Genomic DNA, 26368 nt, shown 5'->3' with positions numbered 1-26368 from the left:
TCACCCGATTTTTTCCTCGTTTTGGCATGAAACCTTCGATATCCCGTTTTCTTTCTTCACATTACATATTTGATCTATGCTATCCATTATATCACTATGATGACTTATTAATAGCAATTGATTAACGGGCGGAGGTACTTCGCTTGTTTCACTTTCAGTAAGCTTTCCCAAAACTTCTACTAAAATCTTCCTTCTTTGTTCATCTAAACTCTCTGTTGGCTCATCTAGTGCCAAAAATCCTATCTTAGCTTGTATTATTTTATTTAATGCTATTATAAATGTTAATGCTATTACATTTTGTTCTCCGCCGCTTAAAATAGAAATAGGTCCTTCATTACCTTCTCTATCTATTACATATACTCCTAGATTTCCATCACTATTTTCTCTTATTTCAATTCTAGAATAATCAAGACCGAATCTAGAAAAGATGTTATTCATTTCATTTTCCAAAGAAATTAATGCATTATTATAGAGGGATCTTTGTATCTTATCAAAGATGTTTATAGATGCAAGCCCAACAACGATTTTCTTTTCTATGGATTCTAACGCTTCTACTTCATTCTTTAACCTAATCAAATTGTCTTCGTTTACCTTTTTCTCCCCTTCCAGAGCACTTATTTCTTTTATTAATTTTTGATATTGATTTTCTAAGTTATCTGCATCATTTTTTAATTTACTAATTTCTTGCTCTAATCCAGACATATAATTAATTTTAAAATTAATATCATCAAGTTCTTTTAATTTCATATCAAGTTCTTCTTTCTTTTTAATTAATTCTTGTTCATTTTTTTCTCTATCTTCTATGTACTTATCTAATAAGCTAACCTTAGACTCTGCGTCTTTAATTTTATTTTTTGCCTCGTCAACTGATTTAGAATCTGTCTTATTTAGCAATTCTTTTTCAATTTCTTTAATTTTATTTTTAATTTCATTGTTAATGACAACCTTTTTATCATATTCTTCCAACTTTTTAGGAATATCCTCTACATTTAAATTAATAACTTTGAAATAATTTAATGCACTTATATATTCATTGTGTCCTTCTTCTATTTCTTTAAACTCTTTCTCAAGTCCTTCAAGTTCTTCAGATTTTTCATCCAATTCAGAACTTATTAACAAAAGCTTTTTCTCAGACTCTTTCATTTCATCACTTATTTCATCGTTTATAGATTTTAGTTCATTAATTATATTCATTAATAACTTCAATTTATTTTCAATTTGCTTTACTTTATCAATTAATTCTTTATCTTTTTCATTAAGTTCTTTGAGTTCTTTTTCATGTTTTCTAATCTCATCTGCATAATTATTTTTCAAATCACTTACAGTTTTGCCCGTTAGCTTACTATGACAAACCGGGCATTCACTGCTTTCTCCAGGTCTTTCTAATACACTTATATAATTCTTCATTAATTTAATATTATAATTAATGGTACTTATTTTATTCGATATCTCTTTTTCTTGCTCTTTATTTTTTTCATTTTCTTTCTCCAATTTTTCATAGTAATCCTTTGCTTTTTCTATAAAATCATTTAAAGAATCAGTTATATCTTTATACTTCTTAAAAACATTAATATCAACTACATCGCTTATTAGCTCCTTATAATTATTTAATATACTATTAACTCTATCTTTTTTCTTATTATAATTTTTATTAATTTCTTTTATACGAGCGTGTTCAACTTTTATTGTATCCAATTCTTTTCTTAATTCTTCTATTTTTTTACTTAATTCTTCATATCTTTTTTCAATTTCACTATTTTTTAGCAATATACTATAATAATACTTTATACTTTTTAAGTTATTTATTTCATTCTCAAGGATTCTATTTTCATCAACTAACTTTGTGTATTCTTCCAAAACTCCATACATATTCGCAATAGGTTTAGCTTTTTCTATTTCAGCTATTTTAAAATCAATAGATTTTATTTCAGACTCTATGGAATTTATTTCAAGTTTAATTTTATTTATTTCAGACTCTATGGAATCCTTCTTTGATTTTAAAATTGTTAATTCAATAATTTTGTTTTGCAGATTTAATAGCTTATTATTAATTTCCTCTTTTTTGTTTTCCATTATAACTTTTTGCGATTCTTTTTCCTTCATATTTCTAATTATTTCATTTAGTTTTTTATTTATATCATTTACTTCTATTTTCTTCTTTTCTATTGTCATTTCCAAATTATCTTTGTGCCTCTGCTTTATATTATAAATTCCAATACCTTCTTCAAATTTATCAGGCTTTATATCAATCTCTGTCAAATTTTCTTCTACTTCTTTATATAATTTTATTCCTAACGCACTTTCAATTAATTCTTTAAAATCTTTTCTAGAATCACTCATTTTGCTTGCTATATTACTCAATATATTTTGCTTAACTATAATCGAATTTTGCAAAAAATCACTTACATCAGGCAATGATTGCATATTTAAATATTGCTTTAAAATATTTTTATACTCCTCCACCTTTGATGCTTCAATTTTACCATTCCTTTTTAGCGTAACTTCTGTATTTAATCCATCCTTGCCTCTTCTTGTTAAATATATTATAAGCTCTAATACATTATTACCATCTAATTCCCTTAGCTTAACCGTTATTGTTGCCTTACTCGAATTGGTTTTTATCAAATAAGATCTATCTCTCCAAGGTTTTAGTGTTAATGCAAAGAATAGGGCTTCCAATACACTACTCTTTCCTGCCCCATTTTCTCCAACTAATGCAGTGCTGCCTAAAGAAAAGTTTATTTTTGTATCTTCATGGCTTAAAAAGTTTTTTAATGATATTGAATCTATAATATAGTATCCCATTAAGCCAACACCTTCTTTAGTTCTTCTATGCTGCTTTCTGATAACTTTGTTAACAATTCATTTACTCTTTCTTCATTTTTTTCGAATGCGGCATCTCTTAATTCTATTAATAGCCTAGCTGTGCTTTCTTTAATTTTAAATTCATTAACCATTATATTTACGGGGTCTAGTAAGCTTTTGCTTAAAGATTTTACTGAATAAGGTCCTTCTCCTAAATCTTTATTTATTCTTTCTAATAAAGGTATAATAACTAAATTTTCTTCATTCTTTACCTTTTCTACATTTTGCAAAACTATCTTAGAGACTATGTTTTTAGGTATGCCTATTTTTAAATAAATGAGAGGATTTTTATTATTTTTTTCTAAAGTCTTCTTTTCAATATCTACAATACTTTTAATTTTACTATAGATTTCTTTTTCGTTTGTTATTTCTAATTCCTTTACAACATTTTTTCTAACTTGTATATCTATTTCCTGTATACTAGGAACATCTGTAGAAAGATCTATAAGCAATGGACCCCTTTTGGTAGAGAATCTTGCCTCATTTGATTCTATTGGATATAAAGACCCTGGATAAGCATAATACTTTCCTTCTTTGTTTATCCATCTCCTATGAATGTGCCCCATTGCTATATAACTTGCTTCTGGCAATTCATTTACAGAAACTAAAGCGTCATGAACAAATATGGGCTCTACAGAAAAATGTGCAACAAAAACTGTCTTCCCGCCTAATCGCTTTATAGCTTCATTGTAATAAGGCAATAACTCTTTAGCAAGCTGCCTTCTTAAATCTAGGTTTAATTTTTTAAATGGATACACAAATACATTTAATTTATTAATTGAAACTTTTGTATTCTCGACAATTTCTTCATACGTTTTTTCTTTTGGTGTAGATTTATCTGACCTTATTTCATATAATGGTGCATATACTTTATCAACTGCGGAAGAAATTACTTGCAATATAGTTGTTTCTCTTCTTCCTGGGGTATCATGTTCTCCATGTGCTAGTATTATTGGTATTCCTAAATTAGTTAATTCTTTAAACTTCTGTATAACAAATTTTAAAGAATCGTTATCAGGCTTTGGGCTATCAAATAAATCTCCTGAAATTATAAATAAATCAGGCCTTTCCTTTTTTATCATCTCAACGGATTGATTAAAGGCCTCTTTTATATCTTCATAAATAATGTTTTCATTATATGGCCTAGCACCAATGTGAAGATCAGACATATGAACAATTTGCAATTTTTGAACCTCCTTTATTTTATTTATGTGTATTACCTCTTAAATATTATTTCATGCAAGATTCCAATTAAAATTTATTATATCTTAAAATAAATTTAAAAATACCTAAAATTTATTTAGAGAATAAAAATAGCGTAATCAATGAACCTATAAATCCAATAGACATAATAAACGATAGATAATTATTCGATAATCCAGATAAAATAAAATCTATACCAGAAATTCCTGCAATTAACACAAACATTCCTTCTACAAGAGATAAAACTAAAATTTTGCTGTCTTTTTTTATTGCAGATATAACTAGCATAGCAAGAGAAATCATACCTATTATTATACCCAACATCATATGAAAAGGTAATAAAGGTATAGCATTAAAAATATACATCATATAACCCATCATAAAAGGATGACTTGAATAAGGTTGTATATTCATTGGTGCAAATAAATTTATTATCATACCAGTTATAAATTGTATTGTCAATAAAGATAATTGGATTGTTACTAATGAGGATGGTAAAGTGCCTTTATTAATTCTAATTCCCATATTTTCACCATATATTACGATAAATAAATTATTTATATGTTTTTGTTAATACTAGACACCAACAATATTATAAACAAAAATTAGGAATATAAAAATAGAAAAAGCATAAAAGTTTTATACAACATAATCCATTAAATTGACCTCCTTCCAGCCATGAAGGGTTCCTTGAGGTCTATTAAGCTTAAAAGAATTTTAATAAAATTATTTAAACCACCAATAAAATACGGAGTCCTCCGCATTTATTGGATTTTCTTGATAAGATATTTGATTATTATATGCATACATATAAGGCTTTATTACCCACTGCAAATTTGGTTGATATTCATAAACATATAAATAGAGGCTTATAGCAATTTGCTCTGCTTCTTTGTAATATAGCTGTGCCATGGTATTATTTCCTTTTAATGCTTCAAAATTTGCTAAGATTAACAAATTGTTTAATTCCTCATATTCTTGAGACTCATTTTGGAACAAGTTAGCCAAAAAAGTATTACCTTGAGAAGCAAAGTATTTGCTTAAATTCTCAAAGTATGATACGTTCCATCCATTAGGTGCTGCATAGTCTCCACTTTGAAGGTATAAGGCATTAGTAAAATCGCTATCCAATGGATAGTCTGGAACCCACTCTAAATTATATATGGGCATTGGATTTTGACCTGGAATTTGATACGACATTATAGTTGATTGAGTCATGTACAATGGTTGAGCATTTATATTTGGATCCATTTCATGCAATGCCTGTGCCCACATTTCTGCTGCTGTAAAATCAACAGTATCACCGCTTGATACTATTATTGGGAAGTTAACTGTTATATTATAGAAACCTGATTCTTCCATTAATTGCTTAGCATAAGTTAAGTTAAATGTTGGACAACCTGTTAATTCACTTGGAGGTATGTAATATGGTAATCCATAAATTATTGCTCCACATATAGGATTTCCAAAGTTAAAATGATACTTTGCATTACCCAAAATATTGTTGAAGAACTGTGTATAATTAAATGCGTATGCAAAAGCTTCTCTAACCAATGGGTTTGCAAAGTAATATGATGGTATACTATACGATGGATTTAAAGATGATAAAATGCTAGTGCTTATGTTTGATGTAAATGCAAAAATATATTCATTTAAGCTTGGAAATTCATATAGAGATGCCTGTCCTTCGGATTCAAGTTTTTCTATTGAAGGCATGTAGTTTGATGGCAGAAATGTCACTATATCAGCTTGACCTGATGAGAACATTTCATAAGCGGTGTTAGGATCTTTAACCCAGTATATTATAACTGTGTCGTTTGGCTTAGGAATGTATGAAATATTATTTGGCCAATATGGATTTGGACCTAACACAACACTTTCTCCTGGCGTATATGATTTAATCATATAAGGTCCTGAAGATATTGGAGACCATTGAACTTGTGTATTGTAATTACCTTCATTTGCTTGTTGTTCGTATTGATAAAATCCTGCAGGTGTGAAATTAATTCCAGCACCTATTTGCTCTAACCATTTTGCATCTAAAATACCTGTTCCTTCCGGATCTGCTAATGCTGTAAACAAGAATTGTGGGGCTACCTGTCTCCACAAGTGAAAAGTTACTGTATCAGTTTGATTATTATAAGTTACAGCATTCATAATTTCTTCAAATCCTTGAGTATCGTTTGGAGAAGTAACAACAAATGTAAATGGTGTGTAATTAGGTATCAAATATTGAGTTAATATCCAACCTGGCGTGCCAGGAGTTCCTCCTGCAAACAATATGTCTCTTATCATTGAATACCATACATCATATGCCGTTATAGGATCTCCATTTGAGAAGTATAAGCCTGGTCTTATCTTAAATATGTAAATAGTGTAATTGGGAGATATTGCTCCATAAGTATATCTATTTGTTAAGTTTGACCAATTACCAATTGTTGGCAAATATGCTGCTGCCATTGGTAAAAATGAAGATGTTGAAGATCCATTATATATAACTAATGTGGAGTATATATTTAATAGTTCTTCAAAGCCTATGGCATCGTAATCTATTTGTGGGTCAAAGCTATATGGTCCTCCAGGAACATTTTCTGCCGATATAATCAATTTTGAATTCGGTGTATCAAAATAAGTAGTAAACAACGCAAATTTTTCTCCATTTCCTGATACAGCAACTGTTTGATATGTTGTATAATTATACGTTTGCCCTGATGATACGTTTTTAGTAACAATTGTTAAAGATATTGCATATAATCCAGGTGTGTTATAAACAACAACAGGATTATATAATGGTAATAAAGTCGTTTGGTTAGCCATTATAGTTTCTGTAGTTCCATTACCAAAATTCCATATATACTCATAAATTGTCATGTTTTGACCTGATGGTGGCTGTAAAAAGCTACCAATTAAGTAAATTTTTTGTGAAACATTAAATAATGGGGCACTTGGATTTTCAGTTGAGTTAAAAGTTATAGTAGGTACAGTTAAGTATTGAGACATATTATATGATATATTAGGAGTAATTATAATCCTCATTAAATTTTGTGAAGAAGAACCAATAAGCACACCATTTTCATACACATTGTAATAAATTAAGTATTCCCCAGGATATTTATAAAATAGATTAACATAATCATAAGATGTGTTTACAGCATAACCATTTCCTGCATATAATACTGCAAAACTTTTTGCATTAGTATTATAATTGGGTATGTAGACACTTAAGTTTTGTCCAGCAACAGAAGTTAAAGATGTTGGAGATGCCGGTTTTAATGCTACAATCCTTGCATTCACGTTATTTTTTATAGAAAGCAAAGATATGTGATGAAAAGCAAAAACAGAAAAGATTATAATAATAGTAAATGCAACAGCGTAAATATAACCTAATTTTTTACTCCGTATCCTATTATACTGGTTCATCTTATTTATGCATCGCCCAGTAAATTTAATTTTCACAAGTTTAAAAACATTTTTAGAGGCATTTTATTGCAAAACATAAAATGAATTCAACTTACACTAAATTTTATAACATAAAGTGTAATACCAATTTATTATATTTACTAGTTGTTAAATGATCTTAATTAATTGTTTAAATTCTTTGGTCAAATTATTACTTAATATCTCATCTTTATTATATAGAGATAAACCAAAATCTTTTATAATAATATTACTGTCATTTAAATCGAGAACAAGCTGAATATTAATTATGACGTCTTTAGGAATATTATATTTCTCCACTAAAATTCCATATAAATTTTTATTTAATTCTGTTAAAAATTGGTTTATAACTTTTGGATCAACTTTTTTCTCTTTATACAATTTACGAAAAGCTGCATTTGTTACCCTACGCAATTTAAGAGCATATCCGCTCATCCTTACAGGCCCAGTTTTTAACAAAACTTCCACAATAATCACCTCCCTTCTATACCAATATATATATTGCATATGGAATTATTTATTTTTTTAATAAACTTAAGATAAACTTAAATAAATATTTCTTTTACTTTTAAATATGACCTTCTATTTACCCTAAAGGAATTCTTAAGATCTTGAAGGTTTCACTCCTTTTATGGATGTTTTATGATTTACAATAAAAGATAGTGTTTTCTTATTGATTATAAGATTTTACCTATTGCTTTCTTTAATGTGTTTAAAGCCTCATTTAAATCTGAATGAAGTTTATTATTACCATGAGGAGTTGTATAGCTTGAAATTTGGTATGGAGTTAAAGAGGGGTAAAATACAGTCCTTCTCTTCAAAGCACAGTAAAAAAAGAAAAGCGCTTATAAAGAAGTATTCTTACCGTGAAAAGAATCGTGTGCTGGATTATGTTGACAAGTTCGTTAATAAGTTATTAAACATGTATTCCATGACTATGTTTTCAATATGTTAAGAAATTATGTTCCAAAACAGATTAAACAAACATTTAATAATTATAATTATTTATAGATTAATAGGTGTATCTAGTGGGATTAGAAAATATTAATGGGAATACTTATATATACAAAGGTAGTCCATCTACATTATTTTATAAAAATGAAGATGAACTATATATAGTTGATCCTGGTCAGGGATCTAAAAGACCTAAAGAGCTTAAATCTATAGTTAACAGATTAAACCCGAAAAAAACCATTGCATTTATAACACATTACCACAGCGATCATATATCAGTTTTAGGTGAAGGCTTTTCAACAAATGAAATAGCTGTTTCAGATATAGACGCTCCAGCTCTAAAAGACCCTAAACTCAGAGCTTTACTTACGTTTGGATATTTATTAAATCAAGATGACAGCATCCTTCCATTTAAAGCAAAATCTGTTACACCAACAATATTAATTAGCAACCAAGAAAATTTTGGACCTCTAAAATTAGTTCCTTTGCCAGGGCATACACAAGGGCAGATAGGTATTATAACACCAAATGCTGTTTTGTACGCAGGAGACTCGCTTTTTGGAGATAAGGTATTGTCTAAATATGGAATCCCTTACCATCAATATCCATGTAAATCAGTTGAAAGTCTTAATACAATTATGAATTTATTACCAAAAATAGAAACTTTAGTACCATCTCACGGGCCTATAGTTAAAAGCTCTGAAGCTTTACAACTCGTTGAGAGCAATATCAAAAAAATAACTGAGGTTGAAGAAGAGCTAAAAAATATATTAAATGAACCTCTAAGTTTATCTTCAATTACAAACAAACTTACATCAAAATATAAGAGCGAAGAACCAGAGGTTGGCATTTATTTGCTTGCTGAAAATACTATTAGAGGTTATTTAGCCTGTCTAAGAGAAGAAGGTTTAATTGAGCCTGTTAACTATAGTGAAATAAAATGGAAATTAATAAAAAGATAAGATTTGTTAAAGATTTAGTTCTTTATCTTAAAATTCATTTAATATAAAATATTTACAGAGCAAGCTAACCTCCTCTCCGCCCTGAAGGGCGAGGCTTTCATTTGTAAATGGAGAAACCTCTACCCACTAGCTATGAAGTGATGAAGGATGAGATAAACCAATGAACTGCCCTAATGGGATTCTCGTCCTTTAGGAAGCAGGTCAGAACCAATTGAATTTTAATGGACAAAAAACATTAAAAATAAGTGAAAAGTGAACTACTCCGCCCTAAGGGCGGAAATCTCTGGTGCAGAAAGATGAACCTATCTGAACCTATGATGAAAATTATTATGAAAACAGTAAAACACATACATCCAGAAATAACAATGAAGTTAGGTCACATAATTTTTTCCATACCATTACATGAAAGCAATTGCAAAGATCTATATAAAATCGGATCGGCAAATGTATGTGGTAAAGTTGGAATTGCCGCAGGATTAGATAAAAACGGAAAATATACAAAATTCTTATCTCATTTCAATCCTGGCTTTATTGTTGTCGGCTCAACAACACCCAAAAAAAGGATAGGAAATAGACCACCAAGAGTAGCTAGGATAATGCCATATTCTATGGTTAATGCTATGGGTTTAAATAATGACGGCTTACCCTTGGTTTTGTCTAGAGTTTCAAGAGTAAATTACCCGATTTTTATTAGTATAGCTGGTTTTAGCCTATTTGAAATCGAAGAACAAATAATTTATTTGAACAAATACTCTACCAACAACATACAAGGCATTGAGATCAATTTATCAAGCCCTACTTATAAAGATAAATGGAAAGACATAATACCAACTTTAGCATCTTCAAAAAAGCAGATTTTCATTAAAATAGGCCCAAGGTTTAAAATTGAAGACTATGTTAGGCTTGCCAGCAAAGAAGGATTTGGACTGGTTTTAACAAATACTTTGCCTATAGAAGATCAAAGGATAAGTGCAAAGAGAGGGGGCCTAAGCGGTTTGTTACTTTATAGATTGTCAAATTATATGATCAAAAAAGCGAGAGAAGTTGGAGGAAACGAAATACCAATTATAGGGGTAGGAGGGATTATGAGCTGTAAGCAATTAAATGATATATTAAAATATGCAAACGCTGCTGAAATTTATACAGCAATACTGTACATGGGTCCAGGAATAATAAGTAGCTTAAATTTAAGATGTAAAAATTTTTAATTAATTTAAACTCCTTTGGCACCGCCTCCAAGTGCTGCTAGCCCTCTTATAAAATATCTACCCAGGAATATGAATATAACTAAAGGTACAATAGAACCTACTACACCTGCAGCAAAAGATCTATTATATATTATAGCATAACCTCCAGCATATTGTCTTACAGCTACAGACAAAAGCATTTCTTGGGGATTAGATATTATTAGAATTGGTATGAAAAAGTTGTCCCATATTTGTAAAAATGTAAATATAAAAGTTGATAAGAATCCAGGTACTAATAAAGGCATTATAACTTTCCAAAAGATCGTCCAGTCGCTTGCTCCATCAATTTTTGCCGATTCTAACAAATATTTTGGAATTGAAGGCATAAAAATCGATATAAGCAATGCTGACATGGGTATATAAAACATCAAATAAGCCAGTATTACGCCATAATATGTATTATATAAATGTAAAGAAGTTACAATTTGAATCAAAGGAACAGTTGTTGTCTCAACTGGTAAATATGTTGCAAGAGATATAATAGCAAACCCTATTGTACTCCAAATATAATGCCTGTCCATAATTATATAAAAGAAATATGCACCCATAGCCCCTAGTAATGTTGCAAGAGCTGCTATTGGTACATCTATCAAGACTTCCCTAATTAATGGATATTCTAGCCCTATTAAACCATAAATACCTCCAAAGCCGTGCCATACAAAATAAAAAGCTTCACTACTTGCTTTTGAAGGAGGCAACAATGCAGGAGTAGTTGCAGCATCTATATTAGATTTTAAAGCCCCAACAAATAATGCGTATAAAGGCATCAACCATAATATTACAAGAATTGCCGCTATTAATTGCAATATAGCATATTTAAAAACCCTAAAATAATAATTATCAGACCTATAAGAATTGTTTTTATTACCCATAATATTTCACCTCTTAAAAACCCACTTCATCAATCCAAATATAGCAAAAGGCAATATGACAGCGGCAGCTATAATTGTTACTATTACAGCCATAGCTGCCGAAGCTGAGAAATATTCTGATATAAACAAGTTATAAACATACATGACATATGTCATCAATGTAGGAGAAGTTGCAGAACCCCCTAACACAAAGGGAATTGTAAATATTCTAAACGAAAACAGAAACAGAAGCGCTGTTGAAATAATAAAACCATTCATAGAATTAGGTATCAGTATTTTAAATAAAATTTTTAATCCTCCTGCCTTATCTAGCCTAGCCGCTTCTATGACAGTTTTATCAACGTTCATAAATGACGCTAAATAGAAAAGAGTAGCTAAACCGGTATATGCCCATACTTCTATCATAATCATAGATATCAACGTCATGTTAGAAGTACCGAGCCAATATGGAGCAGGTAAATGAAGTAATTTTAAAAGCCAATCTACACCTATTGTTGGATTCAAAAGCCATTCCCATATTAATGCGCTTGTTGAAGAAGCTATAGCTAATGGGTAAATGAATATTGATAAATAAAGAGAACGTTGTACAGTATTAGGTATAAAGTAAAGAAGGCCTGCGAAAAGTAGGCCCAAAACGTTTCCTATTGCAACTAATCCTATAGTAAATATTATTGTATGTGTAGTTGAGATTTTAAAAAAGTATTGCGAAAAAAGATATTGATACGTTGCTAATCCAACAAACTTGGGCTTATGAACCAATATTGACGAATTTAAGAAAGAAAGCCAAACATTCCATACAACAGTTACCAGCAAAAGTCCTGCAAATAATAGTGTAGGAATTACCATTAGATATCCTTGATTTTTCATAATAGTTCCTCCTCTGTATTATGCTTTATATTAGCAAGATTATAAACATATCCATAAAAATATGAATACAAAAAATAAAAAAATTAATTTATATTAATTTATTTAATATGTGGGGCATGTGTAGCCAGACACATATGTATATGTTGTTGGGTTTACCCATGGAGGCAAATAGTTTGCAAAAGGTTGTCCCTTCATACCTAAAAATCCAAAGCCGTTTTGTGCTGCGGTCTGCCATTCTAAGCATTGTTGATGCATTATAGAAGCAAATTGGGAATTAAATGTTGTAATATAGGCTGTTCCTCCGTTTTGCAAAGCTAGTGCCTGTGAAATCATTGATGAGAATGTATCTGTGAACAAAGATTCATCGCTTGGATCTATTGTAAATGCACCTGGATCTGTTGCTGATATGTTCTTAAATGTTACATAATCATACCATTGTGCTGTAGTTGGATAGAAATCCGTACCATTACTCCAAACCTCTACACCTTTTCCGCTAGATGTCCATATCTTCATTCCGTTGTATGAATTCCAGAATTTAGCAAATACTACTGCAGCTTGCATATATGGGTTATATACAGATGGTACTGCCATAGAGTCTTCATTAACTGCATAGTTACCCCATGTACCTGGGAATGGCTGTTCCATTAATGTAACGTTTGTCCAGTTTGTATATGGAGCCACTGGAGCATAGGCTGTTACATGATACCAAATGTAAGCATATTCTGTAACCCAATTGCCATTTGCTTGGAAGAAGGCTTGTCCATTAATTATATTAGCTAGGCCAGATGACCATGTGCCAGTCTGCCATCCTGAATAATCATATTTAGTTAATAACAAAAAGTCATAATCAGTTTGATTAACTAATGCCTGAACACTTGGGTCACTCAAATTGATAACTCCGTATAGAATCTCATTATATAATTTAGCTCCACCATCAGGACCATACTTTTCTGACGCTAAGCCTAAGAATATGTTTTCCCATAGGTTCAATTGATCCCATCCACCATCTCCACCAGGAACTACCCATATGTTTGTAACTCCTTTAGATGCCAAATATTCTGTGTCATTAATTAATTGCTCTACAGTCATTATAGGATATGATATATTATATTTTCTTAACAGTTGTGGATTATAATAAAGTAAAACACCTCTGTGTGCTTCCAGCGGCAAAGAGAACATAGTCCCATTAAACATACCAGCTAAAAGACCTTCTCTAACAGCTAAATTATAAAATCCTGTTTGTTGTGCTATCGGGGTAAAGTTAACAAAATCCTTACCTAATTGAGGCATAACTTCTACATATGACCACATTACTGGTGAATAGTGAGCTTGGAATGAATTAGGAGGCTTTTGTGCCTCTATCATACCTAATATAACAAATTGTGCTACAGTTCCTCCAGCACCTGGAATTGATGTATAAGATACTTGATATTGTGGATACATTAGCGAAAAGTTACCTGCTATCCACTTTAAACCGGGTGGATCTTCAGGTCCCCACCAGTTTAAGAAAGAGAAAGTTGTAACCGAAGGTGTTGTTGTGGTTGTTGTTGTGGTTACAGGAGGAATAGATGTTGTTGTTGTGGTTGTTGTTGTGGTTGTTGTTGTGGTTGTTGTTGTGGTTGTTGTTGTGGTTGTTGTTGTGGTTGTTGTAGTCGGCTTTCTTGATGCATAATAAGCAGCTACTCCACCTACTATTACTACGACGATTATTACGACGATTATCCCATATAATGCCCCTTTACTCAGTCCTTTTTTTCTGTCTATCATATAGAATACACCACCTCATACTGGATTTCTGCTTTTTATTATATCAAAGGAAGTATTTAAGTAATTATGATTATATAAAAATTAAGAAATATTAACTTTAAGAAAGTATACCTTTTTATTTCAAATCAATTTAAGTTTGCTTTTATTTATTATAGATTAAAGTGTTAAATAAACAATTTCGACCATTATATTCGAAGGGAAAACTTTTAACCACAGGTTTTCAAAGTTTTAATTGCCCAGAAGGGCGTAAGTAAATAGTGTGAGGAATGTAATCTTGAGTGAAAGTAATCGTAAGGTTTCGGACCTCCGTGAGGGGGAAGATAATGTATCTATTAAGGTAAGGGTTTTAAGTGTTGACGAACCAAAAGTCATCCACACAAAGAGAGGAGATAGAACAATAAGTGAAGCCGTAGTTGGAGATGAAAGCGGAAGAATAAAATTGACAATGTGGGGTAATCAAGCAGGGAAAATTAATGAAGGGGATGCAGTAGAGCTAAAAGGTGCTTGGACTACAAGCTTTAAAGGTGATGTTCAACTAAATATAGATTCTCGTGGAGAAATTAATAAAATAGATGACGAAGGCCTCCCCAAGCCAGAAGAAATTCCTGAGAGTACACCGAAAGCTTCTGAATCGAGTTCAAGAAGCTATGGAAGATCAAGAGGAGGATACAGAAGAGGGGGAAGAGGAGGATACAGAAGAGGGGGAGGGTATTCTTCTTCATTTGGAGGTTCTGAAGAAGAAAGCGATAGTAGTGAAGATGAGGAGTAAAACCTATTTAACATTTATATTTAATTTTTATTGAATTATGCTATCTGGCATATAATACAAAGTTTTTAATCTAGACAGACATAGATGTTATGAAAAGGTGAAGCGGTGATGCGCCTTTGTGGAGACTAAAGATATTGAAAAAATATATATAGGATTAGTCAACATAGACGATCTTAAACAGCACGAATTTGCAATTGATGAACACATAGAGGAACTGAAAAAATCAATTATAACACAAAAAGTTGTGAGAAAACCAATAATTGCTGATATAAAAACAGGTACAATAATTGATGGCGCACATAGAACCAGAGCATTAAAATCGTTAGGTCTCAAGTATATTCCTGCTATATTAACTGATTATTTAAATGATGATAAAATTTATGTAGATAAATGGTATAGGGTTTACAATATAAATTATAAAGATATAATATCTTATTTAAAATCTATGTTTTGCTTCCAAGATATAGAATATTATAACAATTCAATAAAAATAATAATGTGCAATGATAACAAAATTGATTCATATATGTTGATAAATAAATTTGAAAAAGAGTTCCAAAAAAGCATAAACAACATATCATTTTTAAAGCCTGAAACAAAAAAGGTAAAAAAGAAAGGATTAATAATTGACCCACCTAAGCTTGATAAAGAAGATGTGATAAGCGTCGCATTAAAGCAAACTCTTTTGCCCCCAAGATCTACAAGGCATGTTACATTATTGAAGAAGATATATGTAAATTATTCTTTAAAAAATACTTATTAAAGCAAAAGATACTTTAAACTCTTTTCTTTCTTTTATAAAGTGGTGGATACAATGACAGGTCCAGTGCCAAAATATTTAGTTAGAGATGTTATGAAGATACCCACAGTGAATGTATTGCCTACTAAAAGCGTGGATGAAATAGCTAGGATCATGATTGAAAGAGATGTGGGATCAGTAATTGTTGTTGATGAGAACGGAAACCTTCTAGGTATAATAACTAAAACGGATATTGTAAGAGACGTTGTAGCTAAAGGAATATCACCTCTTACCATTAATGCAGGCCAAATTATGACAAAGAATCCATATTATGCATTTGAAGATACACCACTAGAAGAAGCTGCAAGTTTAATGGGAAGCAAAGGCATAGGGCATTTGCCCATTTTAAATTCTAAAACATTAAAACCGGTGGGTATGATTTCAAAAAGAGATATATTAAAATTGGCCCCATATTATATTGATCTGGTATACCAACTAAAAGCAGAAAAGAATAAATAATCATTAAATTAATACAAATATTATTAATATTTATGAAAATAATTTATTAATACAATTATTTTATGCTTTTTATAAATAAGACCTAGCCTCATTTATTATTCTTCTTATATTTTTCCAATGGCCTCCTTCCCAATAGACTTGACCACACCTTTTGCACAAGTAAAAAACATTATACGTTTTTAATGCTCCAGGAGGTACTCTGCTTCTAATTAAATTCTTATCTGTAACCTTAATCAATCTTCCATTGCACTCAGGACACCTACTTTTTTCAGGATTTAATTCTAAGTCTATCAATTTTTTAGAATATAGCTCAGCTAATATTTTAGGCATTTCTGTGGACTCAACAAAATATACATTCAAATTCAGTTTTTTTGCCTTATAATATAAAGCCCTATCCTTTGTAATTATAGTTCTCTTGCTTTTAATGGCTATTTTAATTATTTGGCTATCGGAATAATCTCTTGAATATATAACATCATAGCCCAGTATTCTCAACCACCTTGTTAGCGTGCCTAACATCGCGTCCGTCATATATTGTTGCATTTTTACCTCCTTTACTATTATCTTTTTAGCAAACTTATTATATTCAATTATATCCCAGTTTTATTTCCAACTATAAAGATAGCACTCTTTTAAAATGCAAATAAATTTATATAACCATAATAATAATAGAAAGCTGGTAAAAGGCAGTGCTGACCATTAATCAAGTGATAGTAATTATAATAATAACCGTTTCTATATTATTACTGTTATCAAGAAGATTAAGACATGATATAGTAGGAATTACAACAATGATAGCTTTAGTATTAACAGGCTTTATTTCTCCTAAAGAAGCGCTAAGCAATTTTGCTTCTGTTACAATAATCGTCCTAATATCTCTTATGATAATAGCTGGTACATTAGCAGATTCTGGACTCCTAGAAGTTTTAGGAAACTATATTACATCAAAAATTAAGAACGAAAAAATTATATTGCTTTTATTGCTTTCCTTAACTGTTATTGCATCGGGGTTTGTCAGCGATGTAGCCTTGCTTCTTGCCTTTATACCATTAATCTATTCCATTTCATTAAATCTTAAGAAGCCTATATCAAGATATTTGCTACCATTAGCTTATGCTTCAATTTTGGGTGGACCAACGACACTAATTGGTACTTCAACAAACATAATTTTAGATAATGAATGGTATAATAAGTTCGGTTATAATTTAAAATTTTTGCAATTTGCAAAAATAAATCTGATTTCTTCTTTCATAAGCATATTAATATTAACTTTCTTAATTACTCCTTTCCTAGGTAGAAAAGGAAAAGAAGTTACTTCATTAAAAGAAATAACTGTGCAAAATTATATCATTGAAGTTCAATTAACAGGAGATAGTGATTTCATAGGAAAATCTCCGAAAAGTATTGAGAAATCTTTTGGAATTAAAGTTCTAAGAGTTATTTCGCCTTGGAGGTTCATTGGTGAAAGAAGGGAACTTAAAGAAGGAGACATTTTGTTATTGAAGATATCTCCTTCTCAATTACCATTGATATTATCATCAAAAGGCTTAAAAATTTCTCAAAAACCAATAGAATCAAAAGAGCAGTTTTTCGAATTGTTAATAACCGGCTCTTCAAAATTAAGGGGAAAAAAGATAAAAGAAGTTGACTTTGAATTTCATAATATATACGTAATAGGGATAGCTTTTGCGAATTATATAACTAGGATTTATGATTACGTTTTAAAACCTGGAGATGTTTTATTAGTCCAAGGTCAGGAATCCAATGTAGCAAAATTTGCTGATTATTATGGTTTATTGCCTATAAACAGCAAAGGATTAAAGGCATTTGATAAAAGAAAAGCCTTATTCTCTATAGGCGGATTGGCTTTGAGTATAATAGCAAATAGTTTTGGATTAAACATAGCTTTATCTTTTCTTATAGGCGCTTTAATATCTACATTCAGTGGAACTTCAACGATTAGAAAGATGTATGAATACGTTGAGTGGCCCTTAATAGTGTTTATAGGAGCCTATTTATCTATTGGGCAAGTTATGGTAACAAGCAACTTATCATCATTAGTTGGTGGGCTTATTCATAACTCAGCTTTAATTTTGTTTTTATTATCTTTACTGCTTAGCAACACAGTCGGTTACGTTACAGCCGCGATAATCCTTGCACCAATAGCACTTTCTTTTACAAACCCCTTAGTTGGTATAACTGTTTTAGCTATGGGGGCTTCATCACCATTTTTAACTCCATTTTCTCACCAAGCAAATTTAATCGCTTATGGAACGGCTGGATATAAAAACAGGGACTTTCTATTGGCAGGTACAATTGTAATATTAATAAAGTTCTTTGTTACTTTCTACTTTTTAGGATTAATAAAATAAGTTTTTGTTCTTTTTGAGTTTTTCACTATGTAATCCTCCATAACTTCAACTCCTATTCCTGGCTTTTCAGGGGCTGTAATAGTTCCATCCTTATTTAGAGTCCAAGGTGGTTCAACTATATCTTTTTCAAAGTATTTTTCACTTGCACTAATATCATTAGGGTATTTAACCCCAGGTAAGGTAGCAGCAGAAACCAAGTGACCCCTACCTATTCCTGTTTCTAACATGCCTCCAATCCATACAGGCCTATTTGCAACCTTATACCAAAAATCATGAATCTTTAAAACCTCGCTAAATCCCCCAACCCTTCCAGGCTTTATGTTTATTATCATAGCAGAACCTAATTGATATGCTTTTCTCGCATCGTTTACATCTTCAATGCTTTCATCTAAGCATATAGGTGTTTTTATATGTCTAGCTAATTCTGCATGATCTACTAAGTCTTTCCAATGCAAAGGCTGCTCTATCATCAACAAGTTATACCCATCTATCTTTTTAAACAGCTCTATATCAGTTAATTTATATGCAGAATTAGCATCTACTTGTAGAGGCAGTTCTTGACCAAATTCCTTTCTTAACCTAGCTATTGGTTCAAGATCGTAACCTGGCTTTATTTTTATCTTTATCCTTCTATACCCCTTATCTAAAAACATAGATACCTTCTTAACTAATTCTTCTGTAGTATTTTGTATGCCAATGCTAACTCCACTGACTATGTTTTTGTTAACACCTCCAAGAACTTTCCATAAAGGCTTATCTTCTACTTTGGCCTTAAGATCCCATAAAGCCATTTCAAATCCTGCTTTAGCCATATTATGGCCTCTAATATTAGAAACAATATCATTAAATTTCTCAACATCAATTTCCTTTTCTTCACTAACCCTAGGTATTATAAAATCGTTTAAGACATGCCATGCAGTTTCCCATGTTTCATAACTATACCAAGGTCCTTCTCCAGCTACAGATTCCGCCCATCCAACTTCTCCATTTTTTTCCTCTAACCTTATTAGTATAGCTGGCCTCTCTATTGTTTTTCCAAAACTTGTCTCAAAATCTTCCCTTAGTTTAACCCACAATTCGAAAAGTTCAATTTTCTTCAACTCCATAAATTGACACCCCTTAATAAGTTATTTAATTCAGATCTAATTAATACAACATACCCACTTTTTTCCTTATCTCTTGTATATCCAACTGCTATGTAGCCTTTATTTAAATAAAATTCATACGCTTCTCTAGTATATAACCTCCATTTTTTAGCAATTTCTTTATCAACATTTCTTATTGAAGATATATTAGCCGGTATAGATATCAAAATTATTCTATCCAAAGCAAGTTCTTTCTTTACAGGTATTTCAATATAATTATTTTCTCCTTTTATTTCCCTATCTAATGCTATATACCCACCTTTACTTATCAATTCTTCAGCAGGTGGCGTCTTAATTTTCCCTTCTATCTTATCAGCAACATATTTACTAGATATATACCATTCAGCCTCGAATCTATCTGTTTCTAAACCCTCATTAATATAATCTCTTATATTACCATAGTAATTTTCTTTATAAATTCTTCCTATAGCTCCTAATTTTTCAAGATTAAAATTAAGGTTTAAAGATTGTAAAGGATCAAAGGTCCACTTTATTAAATTTATCCCTAATTTTAATACCTCTTCCCTCTGTTTGATCTTTAATTTATATCCAACATTTTTGTACTTGTAATCTTCCAATACGCCTGTCATATGACTGTAAAAATACCTTTTTTCATCACATCCCACGCTCCAACCCATATTAAAGCCTACCATCTTATCTTTATCAAATGCCCCCAAAATTATACCTCCATTCTCAACAAGAGCTTTTAGCATATGTACTGGTGTTGTTTCCCTATAATCTGGCATTGCCCAAGCAGACTTTTCTATTTCAACAACACTTTCCAAATCATTTACTTCCTTTATTTTTCTTATACTTAATTCCCACAAGGTTTTCTCCCAAAAATTTATTATAATATAAAATTAAAAAGTCTGATTTTATAATACTAAGTTTTAAAAAATATTTAATACAAAGGTATCGGGGATAAAAATGAAGTACAGAACTTTTGGAAAAACAAAAATAAAGGTAAGTGAGGTTGGATTAGGCTTTTGGCAAATAGGCTCTACATCGTGGAAAGGAGATATAAAAAATGCTAAGGAAATTGTAAAGCAATCTTTGGAATCTGGCATTAATTTTTTTGACACAGCAGAAGTTTATGGTAATGGCAAGAGTGAAAAATCTCTAGGAGAGGCTCTAAAGGAGCTAAATGCAATAGATTCCTCATTTGTTGCAACAAAGGTAGGCGGATTTAGACCTTCAGGCTACTTTATTGAAAAGGGGATAAAAATGTCAATAAAAAATCTGGGATTCAAACCAAACCTTTTACAACTACATTGGCCTCCTCCTTTTTGGATTCCTATTTGCACAGTAATAAGAGGAATGGAAAGCGTTGTAAATAAGGGATATGTTGATTATATAGGAGTTTCAAACTTCTCTGGAAAGTTGCTGAAAGATGCAATACATTGTACATCTAAATATGAAATAATTTCTAATCAAGTTGAATACAACCTTTCTTATAGAGTTGCTGAAATAGATTTATTCCCATTAGCTAAAAAAGAGAACATAGAAATAATAGCATATAGTCCTTTAGCAAAAGGAGCTTTAGCTGGTGCAAAGAACCCATACAGTTTAGCTCAAAAATCAGATAGAAGGTTTAAAAAGATTGCAGAAGATAAAGAACTGATATCAACTTTAAACTTAATATCACAAAAATATAACTACACTTGGTCTCAAATAAGTTTAAAATGGATAATAAACAATAATGCCCTTCCCATACCTGGGACTAGAAACAAGGAAAGAGTAAAAGAATACGCTATGTCATCTAATATTGAGATAAAAGAAGAAGATCTTTTATTGCTTAATAAAGTTTCCAACAAATATATAAACACATGGGGTAATACATACAACAATTTGAAATTTATAAGATATGTGCCATGTGCATTCCAATATCTAGGAATAAAATTATCTGGAGGAGCATAATCTTTTGAAATTTATATTTTGCATAATAAGCGGTAATAATCCGGTGTTACCAGGGAAGACTGCTAAAGTTTTCTAGAATTATATTTATTATTTAGAGATGAGGGATAAAAAATGATAGGTGATATTGTAAAAAAATTCTTCGCGAGAGGTCAATACAAAGAGACTGGTCTACAAGGGGAAGGTATAGAATACGATGAAATACTTGCCCAGTTAGGTATGGTAAAGATGGAGCTAGACAGAATAAAGACTACAATCATAAACGAGATACATGGCTATTATGAAAAAATGATAGAATCTAAGAAATCAAATGACAACGAAGGAGCTGAGATAAATGCTGCCGAAATAGTATTGAAAAAGAGGGTTTTGAAGGCTGTATTAACTTATGGAAACATGATAGAGTTAGCAATAAGGAGGATACAGGATACAAGGAGTTATGAATCAATAGTTAAAGTAATGGCTCCATTAAAATATGCCCTAAGTTCCATGGATGAATATCTATCTGGCTTTGCGCCAGAAGCTATTACATCATTAAGCAATGTATTAGAAGAGACTGAAGGAGTCATAAGGAAGACTGGAATAATAGCCAACACAATACCTCAAGGCAAGAGCGTTTCAGAACTTGTTCCAGAGGCAAGCGAATTAATAACTAGCGCTATTGCCAAGGCACAAAAAGAGGCCGAACAATTGTCACCTAAAGTTCCAGAAACTTTTGACCCTGAAATAATAGAAAGGAAAGTTTTTGAATACATAAAGGAGAAAAACGGAGTTTTAAGCCTAAAGAAGGCATCAGAAGAGTTAGGCATACCTTTAAACATAATTAAAGCTACATTGTATAGATTAGAGGCAAGAGGAATAATAAAGGTAGATTTACCCAACGAACAACAAATATAAACAGCTTTTCACTCTTTAAACCAATTTTTATAAAATTAGCAATTGAGGTCAGATCATGTCAGAGACAAACCCAGTTGCTATGTTAGAGCAAACTGCTAGGAGAAAAATGCATGAAGCTTTAGATGCAGAAAGAAATAAAGATTATGAAACAGCCATAGACAAATATAAAAAAGCAATTGAGGCTCTTGAAGAAATAATAAGAAATTATCCTGATCATCCTATGTCTAAAATATACAGGAAAACAATCTACGAACTAAATTTAAGGTTAAAATATTTAGAAAATAAAGCCAGTCAACCAATTGGGGAAACAATTTCAGACGAAATAAAGGTTGAAATAAAAGGTGATATAAATGAAAACCTACCAGACTTCGTGCTTAAAGAAAAGCCTAGCGTGACTTTTGACGATATAGCAGGTCTAGATGAAGCTAAGAGAGCTATAAGAGAAGCTATAATATACCCAATAAAGAGACCTGACCTATTCCCCTTGGGATGGCCTAGAGGAATACTCCTTTATGGACCTCCTGGAACAGGGAAAACTATGTTAGCTGCAGCAGTTGCTAATGAAATTAATGGAGAATTCATTTATTTAGATGCCGCAAACATAATGAGCAAGTGGCTTGGCGAAGGAGAGAAAAACGTAAAAAAAGTGTTTGACTATGCCAGAAATAAATCAAAGAACGGCATCCCAGTTATAGTGTTCATAGATGAATTAGATGCCTTTTTAGGAATACATACAAACGAAGTAGGTGGGGAAGTTAGGGTAAGAAATCAATTCCTTAAAGAAATGGATGGCCTTCAAGATAAATCTACAACTATACATGTATATGTAATAGGAGCAACTAATAAACCATGGGCATTGGATGAACCTTTTATAAGGAGGTTCCAAAAGAGAATTTATGTACCCCTACCAAATAAAGAGGCCAGATCTAAACTGCTTTCGATCTTAACTTCAAAAGTAAAGCTAGATGATAACATAGACTTTGAAAAGCTAGCAGAAATGCTTGAAGGGTATTCGGGAAGCGATATTAGAGATATAGTGCAAGATGCATATATGAGGGTTGTAAGAGAATATTTTGAATCTGAAAACAAAGAAGAATCTGTAAGGCCAGTTACTATAGATGATTTTATGGAGGCAATAAAGCAGAGAAGGCCTAGTGTTAATAAAGAGATGCTAAAATTATATGAGAATTGGACGGAGAAATTTAAGGCTATTTAAAAATTGTTGGATCCTTCCTTAGAGCTGATTCCCAAAAAAATATTTCAAAATTTACGCTGTTTTTAAATATATTCTTTAATTCTTCATTTATCTTAATGGATTCTAATGAATCCAATATAACTTCTACCCTCTTTCCATATTCATCTGAGCCATAAAAGCTTGCCCATAAATTATATACCTTGTTCGGGGAGCCTTTAACAAATTCTCCTATAAATCTATAACCTACCATACATGGAGTCCATGCAGCAAGAAACTCTTCCCATCCTACGCTGGAATAATAGTAAAGGTGCCTAGTATATGCATAATTTACTAAATTATAACCGATTTCATTAATTATTGCTTCATCTATATTTAATTCTCTAAAGACTTCTTTTTCTACTTCTAATCCCTTATCCCTTGTATTAAATATAGAGTTCAATATATTAGTTATTTTATCAAGTGGGGCCTTGCTAGATGCATTTAATAATGATTTTAACATTACATTAACATATTTAGAGTCTTGAACCATATAATATTTAAAAGAATCTAATGGCAATGTTCCTTCTTTCATTTTAATAACAAATTCATGCCTTATATATTTTTCCCATAAATCTCCAACACTATTTCTTAATACATCAAAGTTACTCAATTTTATCCCTATTACTACTAAAAATAGTAAAAGTTAAATGTTTTGTAAAAGTTGAAATATTAATTTATAGTTGAGACAGCAGAAGTTGACCCCCTCGCCGCCCTTTAGGGGAGTAGCTCACATCTGACCTCCTCCCCGCCCTGAAGGGTTTCCTGAGGTCTCAAGGGTTACACCCCTTTATGGGTATTACTCTATTATCCCCCAAGCCGATTAGGAAAAATCGGCTCCCGCTCCTCATGCCTTAAGGGTTGATCGGCTTGGAACCCTATTTTATTACACTTGTTAGTTGGGGTAGATGCATACTCATGTTTCAGTGACGCATACCCCTTTGGCAGCTGTCTCAATTTTTAATAAGTTTTTAAATTTAAAAAAATTACCCTGCCCCTAGAAGGGGTTTGTCGTTCGCTTTATCAACATATCAACATATAAGAAGAATAACATAATTATAAAATCATGAAACATAATAAAATAAGGTGGTAAATTTGCAAGAAAAAACATTAAAGATTGGCTTAACCCAACTCATATCTAGCAAAAATAAAGAAGAAAATATATTGAAAATTGAAAAATATTCAAAAAAAGCAAAAAATAATGGTGCTGACATGGTAATTTTTCCTGAAGTCTTTATGGTATATTTTTCTTCTGAAGATAGCTTAGAGAAAAGAGCTAAGGAAGCTGAAAGCTTAGAAGGTAATTTTGTAAAAAATATATTGAAAATATCAAAGCAATATAATTTATCTATAACTGTAGGTATGTATGAGTCTATTGAAAATAACTTAAAAACATACAATACTACAATAACAACAGATGATAATGGCAATATAATAAATATTTATAGAAAAACACACCTTTATGATGCATTCAATTTTAAAGAATCAGAATTTTTCCTAGAATCAAATAATCCTTATAATGTTTTTGAGTTTAATGGATTTAAGATAGGGATTATGGTATGCTATGAGATAAGGTTTCCAGAAATCGCAAGAATTTTAGCTTTAAAGGGAGCAGATGTAATATTAGTGCCAAGCGCATGGTTTAAAGGATATAATAAAGAAGAGCAATGGCTTACTTTAATTAAAGCCAGGGCTTTAGAGAACACAGTTTATTTGGGATCGTCAAATCAAATAGGAAATGTATTTACTGGCATAACAAGTTTTGTAGATCCTTTAGGAATTATAATTCAAAGGATGAATGAAAATGAAGGTATAATATTTGGAGAAGTTAATAAAGAAAGAATTTACGAAGTTAGAAAAATTTTACCATCTCTATATCAAAGAAAGCCTGAACTTTATAAGGGGATTTAAATTTATTAACTTTAAATTACTTATTAACTTGGATACAATATTTAATGAAAAATTAAATACTAAAGGTGGAAATAATGGATTATGAGAAAAAGGAATTATATTTTCCATGCAGTGGAGAAAAGTGCCATGGTATTTTATATTTTCCTTCAAACATAAAGAAAACTCCTGCATTAATAATGGGAATGGGCTTTGGTATGATTAAGGAAGTCCATGCGGATGATTACGCTCCATATTTTGCTCAAAAGGGTATTTCCGTTTTAGTTTTCGATTATAGAAGATTTGGAAAAAGCGAGGGAAAACCAAGACAAGCATTATATCCTATGGACCAGGTATCTGATTACAGATGTGCAATTTCATATATGAAAACACTTGATATAATTGATCCAGATAAGATATGCGTTTGGGGAACAAGTTTTTCAGGAGGACATGTATTGACTTTATTGGCCTTTCCAGAATTAGGATTAAGATGCGGAATATCTCAAGTACCAAATGTTTATTCTTACAGAACTGCTTTAGAATATTTTGGTAGCCTAGAACCGGTTTTAATGATATCTTCGCAAAACTCAAAAGAGTGTTGTGAAGGAAATCCATCTTATATTCCTATAGTATCTAAAGATGGTATTGCAGCTTTAATGTCTAAGGAAGCCTTTGAATACTATTCAAATGTTGCCTGACCTCCTCCCCGCCCTGAAGGGCGAG

General features: G+C 31.2%; 25 protein-coding genes and 1 pseudogene. 12 read left to right on the top strand and 14 right to left on the bottom strand.

What is annotated here, in order from left to right; translation table 11 throughout:
• The 6 genes from RXO53_RS03140 to RXO53_RS03115 all read right to left on the bottom strand — a co-directional run bounded on the left by RXO53_RS03140 (position 1) and on the right by RXO53_RS03115 (position 8327).
• Positions 1–2805, bottom strand: coding sequence for an AAA family ATPase (locus RXO53_RS03140; RefSeq protein WP_410712810.1), 2805 nt, complete (start codon positions 2803–2805; stop codon positions 1–3).
• On the bottom strand, positions 2805–4049 hold the full coding sequence (locus tag RXO53_RS03135) for a metallophosphoesterase family protein (protein WP_410712809.1): 1245 nt from the start codon (positions 4047–4049) through the stop codon (positions 2805–2807). The genes RXO53_RS03140 and RXO53_RS03135 overlap by 1 nt, the downstream gene beginning before the upstream one ends.
• Positions 4050–4161: 112 nt before the next feature.
• Complete coding sequence (locus tag RXO53_RS03130; RefSeq protein ID WP_410712808.1) at positions 4162–4593, bottom strand: hypothetical protein; 432 nt, start codon at positions 4591–4593, stop codon at positions 4162–4164.
• A 201-nt stretch (positions 4594–4794) separates the two neighbouring features.
• A complete protein-coding gene (locus RXO53_RS03125) occupies positions 4795–7488 on the bottom strand; it encodes an ABC transporter substrate-binding protein (protein WP_410712807.1) in 2694 nt (897 codons plus the stop codon).
• Positions 7489–7635: 147 nt separating this feature from the next.
• Entirely contained in the window at positions 7636–7974 is a 339-nt protein-coding gene (locus RXO53_RS03120; protein WP_410712806.1) for a single- stranded DNA-binding family protein, read from the bottom strand.
• A 209-nt stretch (positions 7975–8183) separates the two neighbouring features.
• Positions 8184–8327, bottom strand: a complete 144-nt coding sequence (locus RXO53_RS03115) for a hypothetical protein (RefSeq protein WP_410712815.1) — start codon at positions 8325–8327, stop codon at positions 8184–8186.
• On the opposite strand from RXO53_RS03115, the pseudogene RXO53_RS03110 reads away from it, so the two are divergent.
• From RXO53_RS03110 to RXO53_RS03100, 3 genes and pseudogenes are all read left to right on the top strand, one after another.
• A pseudogene (locus RXO53_RS03110) lies at positions 8261–8455 on the top strand (RNA-guided endonuclease TnpB family protein); the annotation flags it as partial. The gene RXO53_RS03115 and the pseudogene RXO53_RS03110 overlap by 67 nt on opposite strands.
• 79 nt (positions 8456–8534) lie before the next feature.
• Positions 8535–9422, top strand: coding sequence for an MBL fold metallo-hydrolase (locus RXO53_RS03105; RefSeq protein WP_410712805.1), 888 nt, complete (start codon positions 8535–8537; stop codon positions 9420–9422).
• A 296-nt stretch (positions 9423–9718) separates the two neighbouring features.
• Positions 9719–10630 carry a dihydroorotate dehydrogenase 2 gene (locus RXO53_RS03100; protein ID WP_410712804.1) on the top strand — a complete coding sequence of 304 codons (912 nt, stop codon included), beginning with the start codon at positions 9719–9721 and terminating at the stop codon, positions 10628–10630.
• A gap of 5 nt (positions 10631–10635) precedes the next feature.
• Here RXO53_RS03100 and glcU read toward each other — a convergent pair whose 3' ends face one another.
• The 3 genes from glcU to glcS form a co-directional block, all read right to left on the bottom strand.
• A complete protein-coding gene (glcU, locus tag RXO53_RS03095) occupies positions 10636–11541 on the bottom strand; it encodes a glucose ABC transporter permease GlcU (protein ID WP_410712803.1) in 906 nt (301 codons plus the stop codon).
• Between the two features lie 6 nt (positions 11542–11547).
• A complete protein-coding gene (gene glcT / locus RXO53_RS03090; protein WP_410712802.1) occupies positions 11548–12408 on the bottom strand; it encodes a glucose ABC transporter permease GlcT in 861 nt (286 codons plus the stop codon).
• A gap of 102 nt (positions 12409–12510) precedes the next feature.
• A complete protein-coding gene (glcS, locus tag RXO53_RS03085) occupies positions 12511–14175 on the bottom strand; it encodes a glucose ABC transporter substrate-binding protein GlcS (protein WP_410712801.1) in 1665 nt (554 codons plus the stop codon).
• Positions 14176–14449: 274 nt separating this feature from the next.
• Here glcS and RXO53_RS03080 point away from each other — a divergent pair, with 274 nt between their 5' ends.
• From RXO53_RS03080 to RXO53_RS03070, 3 genes are all read left to right on the top strand, one after another.
• On the top strand, positions 14450–14944 hold the full coding sequence (locus tag RXO53_RS03080) for an OB-fold nucleic acid binding domain-containing protein (RefSeq protein WP_410712800.1): 495 nt from the start codon (positions 14450–14452) through the stop codon (positions 14942–14944).
• A gap of 118 nt (positions 14945–15062) precedes the next feature.
• On the top strand, positions 15063–15707 hold the full coding sequence (locus RXO53_RS03075) for a ParB N-terminal domain-containing protein (protein WP_410712799.1): 645 nt from the start codon (positions 15063–15065) through the stop codon (positions 15705–15707).
• Between the two features lie 51 nt (positions 15708–15758).
• A complete protein-coding gene (locus RXO53_RS03070) occupies positions 15759–16202 on the top strand; it encodes a cyclic nucleotide-binding/CBS domain-containing protein (RefSeq protein WP_410712798.1) in 444 nt (147 codons plus the stop codon).
• A 69-nt stretch (positions 16203–16271) separates the two neighbouring features.
• Here RXO53_RS03070 and RXO53_RS03065 read toward each other — a convergent pair whose 3' ends face one another.
• A complete protein-coding gene (locus RXO53_RS03065) occupies positions 16272–16745 on the bottom strand; it encodes a Mut7-C RNAse domain-containing protein (protein ID WP_410712797.1) in 474 nt (157 codons plus the stop codon).
• 164 nt (positions 16746–16909) lie between these two features.
• Between RXO53_RS03065 and RXO53_RS03060 the strand changes: the two genes are divergently transcribed.
• A complete protein-coding gene (locus RXO53_RS03060) occupies positions 16910–18574 on the top strand; it encodes an SLC13 family permease (RefSeq protein ID WP_410712796.1) in 1665 nt (554 codons plus the stop codon).
• Here the strand turns inward: RXO53_RS03060 and menC are convergent.
• Together menC and RXO53_RS03050 are read right to left on the bottom strand one after the other, a co-directional pair.
• Positions 18550–19680, bottom strand: a complete 1131-nt coding sequence (gene menC / locus RXO53_RS03055; RefSeq protein ID WP_410712795.1) for an o-succinylbenzoate synthase — start codon at positions 19678–19680, stop codon at positions 18550–18552. The genes RXO53_RS03060 and menC overlap by 25 nt on opposite strands.
• Entirely contained in the window at positions 19671–20546 is an 876-nt protein-coding gene (locus RXO53_RS03050) for a hypothetical protein (RefSeq protein WP_410712794.1), read from the bottom strand. The genes menC and RXO53_RS03050 overlap by 10 nt, the downstream gene beginning before the upstream one ends.
• Positions 20547–20646: 100 nt before the next feature.
• Between RXO53_RS03050 and RXO53_RS03045 the strand changes: the two genes are divergently transcribed.
• The 3 genes from RXO53_RS03045 (at position 20647) to RXO53_RS03035 (ending at position 23743) form a co-directional block, all read left to right on the top strand.
• A complete protein-coding gene (locus RXO53_RS03045; RefSeq protein WP_410712793.1) occupies positions 20647–21636 on the top strand; it encodes an aldo/keto reductase in 990 nt (329 codons plus the stop codon).
• A gap of 111 nt (positions 21637–21747) precedes the next feature.
• Entirely contained in the window at positions 21748–22527 is a 780-nt protein-coding gene (locus RXO53_RS03040) for a hypothetical protein (protein WP_410712792.1), read from the top strand.
• A 55-nt stretch (positions 22528–22582) separates the two neighbouring features.
• The gene (locus tag RXO53_RS03035; protein ID WP_410712791.1) at positions 22583–23743 is read left to right on the top strand and encodes an AAA family ATPase; all 1161 of its coding nucleotides are present in this window, start codon (positions 22583–22585) and stop codon (positions 23741–23743) included.
• On the opposite strand, the gene RXO53_RS03030 is transcribed toward RXO53_RS03035, so the two are convergent.
• Complete coding sequence (locus RXO53_RS03030) at positions 23736–24371, bottom strand: TenA family protein (RefSeq protein WP_410712790.1); 636 nt, start codon at positions 24369–24371, stop codon at positions 23736–23738. The two genes, RXO53_RS03035 and RXO53_RS03030, sit on opposite strands and share 8 nt — an antisense overlap.
• Before the next feature lie 194 nt (positions 24372–24565).
• Entirely contained in the window at positions 24566–24715 is a 150-nt protein-coding gene (locus tag RXO53_RS03025) for a hypothetical protein (RefSeq protein WP_410712789.1), read from the bottom strand.
• Between the two features lie 138 nt (positions 24716–24853).
• Here RXO53_RS03025 and RXO53_RS03020 point away from each other — a divergent pair, with 138 nt between their 5' ends.
• Positions 24854–25669 (top strand): carbon-nitrogen hydrolase family protein, encoded by an 816-nt coding sequence (locus RXO53_RS03020; RefSeq protein ID WP_410712788.1) that lies wholly within the window; start codon positions 24854–24856, stop codon positions 25667–25669.
• Positions 25670–25743: 74 nt separating this feature from the next.
• Positions 25744–26343: an alpha/beta hydrolase gene (locus RXO53_RS03015; protein ID WP_410712787.1), complete on the top strand. Its 600-nt coding sequence runs from the start codon at positions 25744–25746 to the stop codon at positions 26341–26343.
• The last annotated feature ends 25 nt before the right edge of the window (positions 26344–26368 follow it).

It is taken from the genome of Caldisphaera sp. (assembly GCF_046536515.1).
Lineage (GTDB): Archaea > Thermoproteota > Thermoprotei_A > Sulfolobales > Acidilobaceae > Caldisphaera.
Note: the sequence above shows the minus strand (reverse complement) of the source record. Positions and strands in the feature narration are given on the sequence as shown.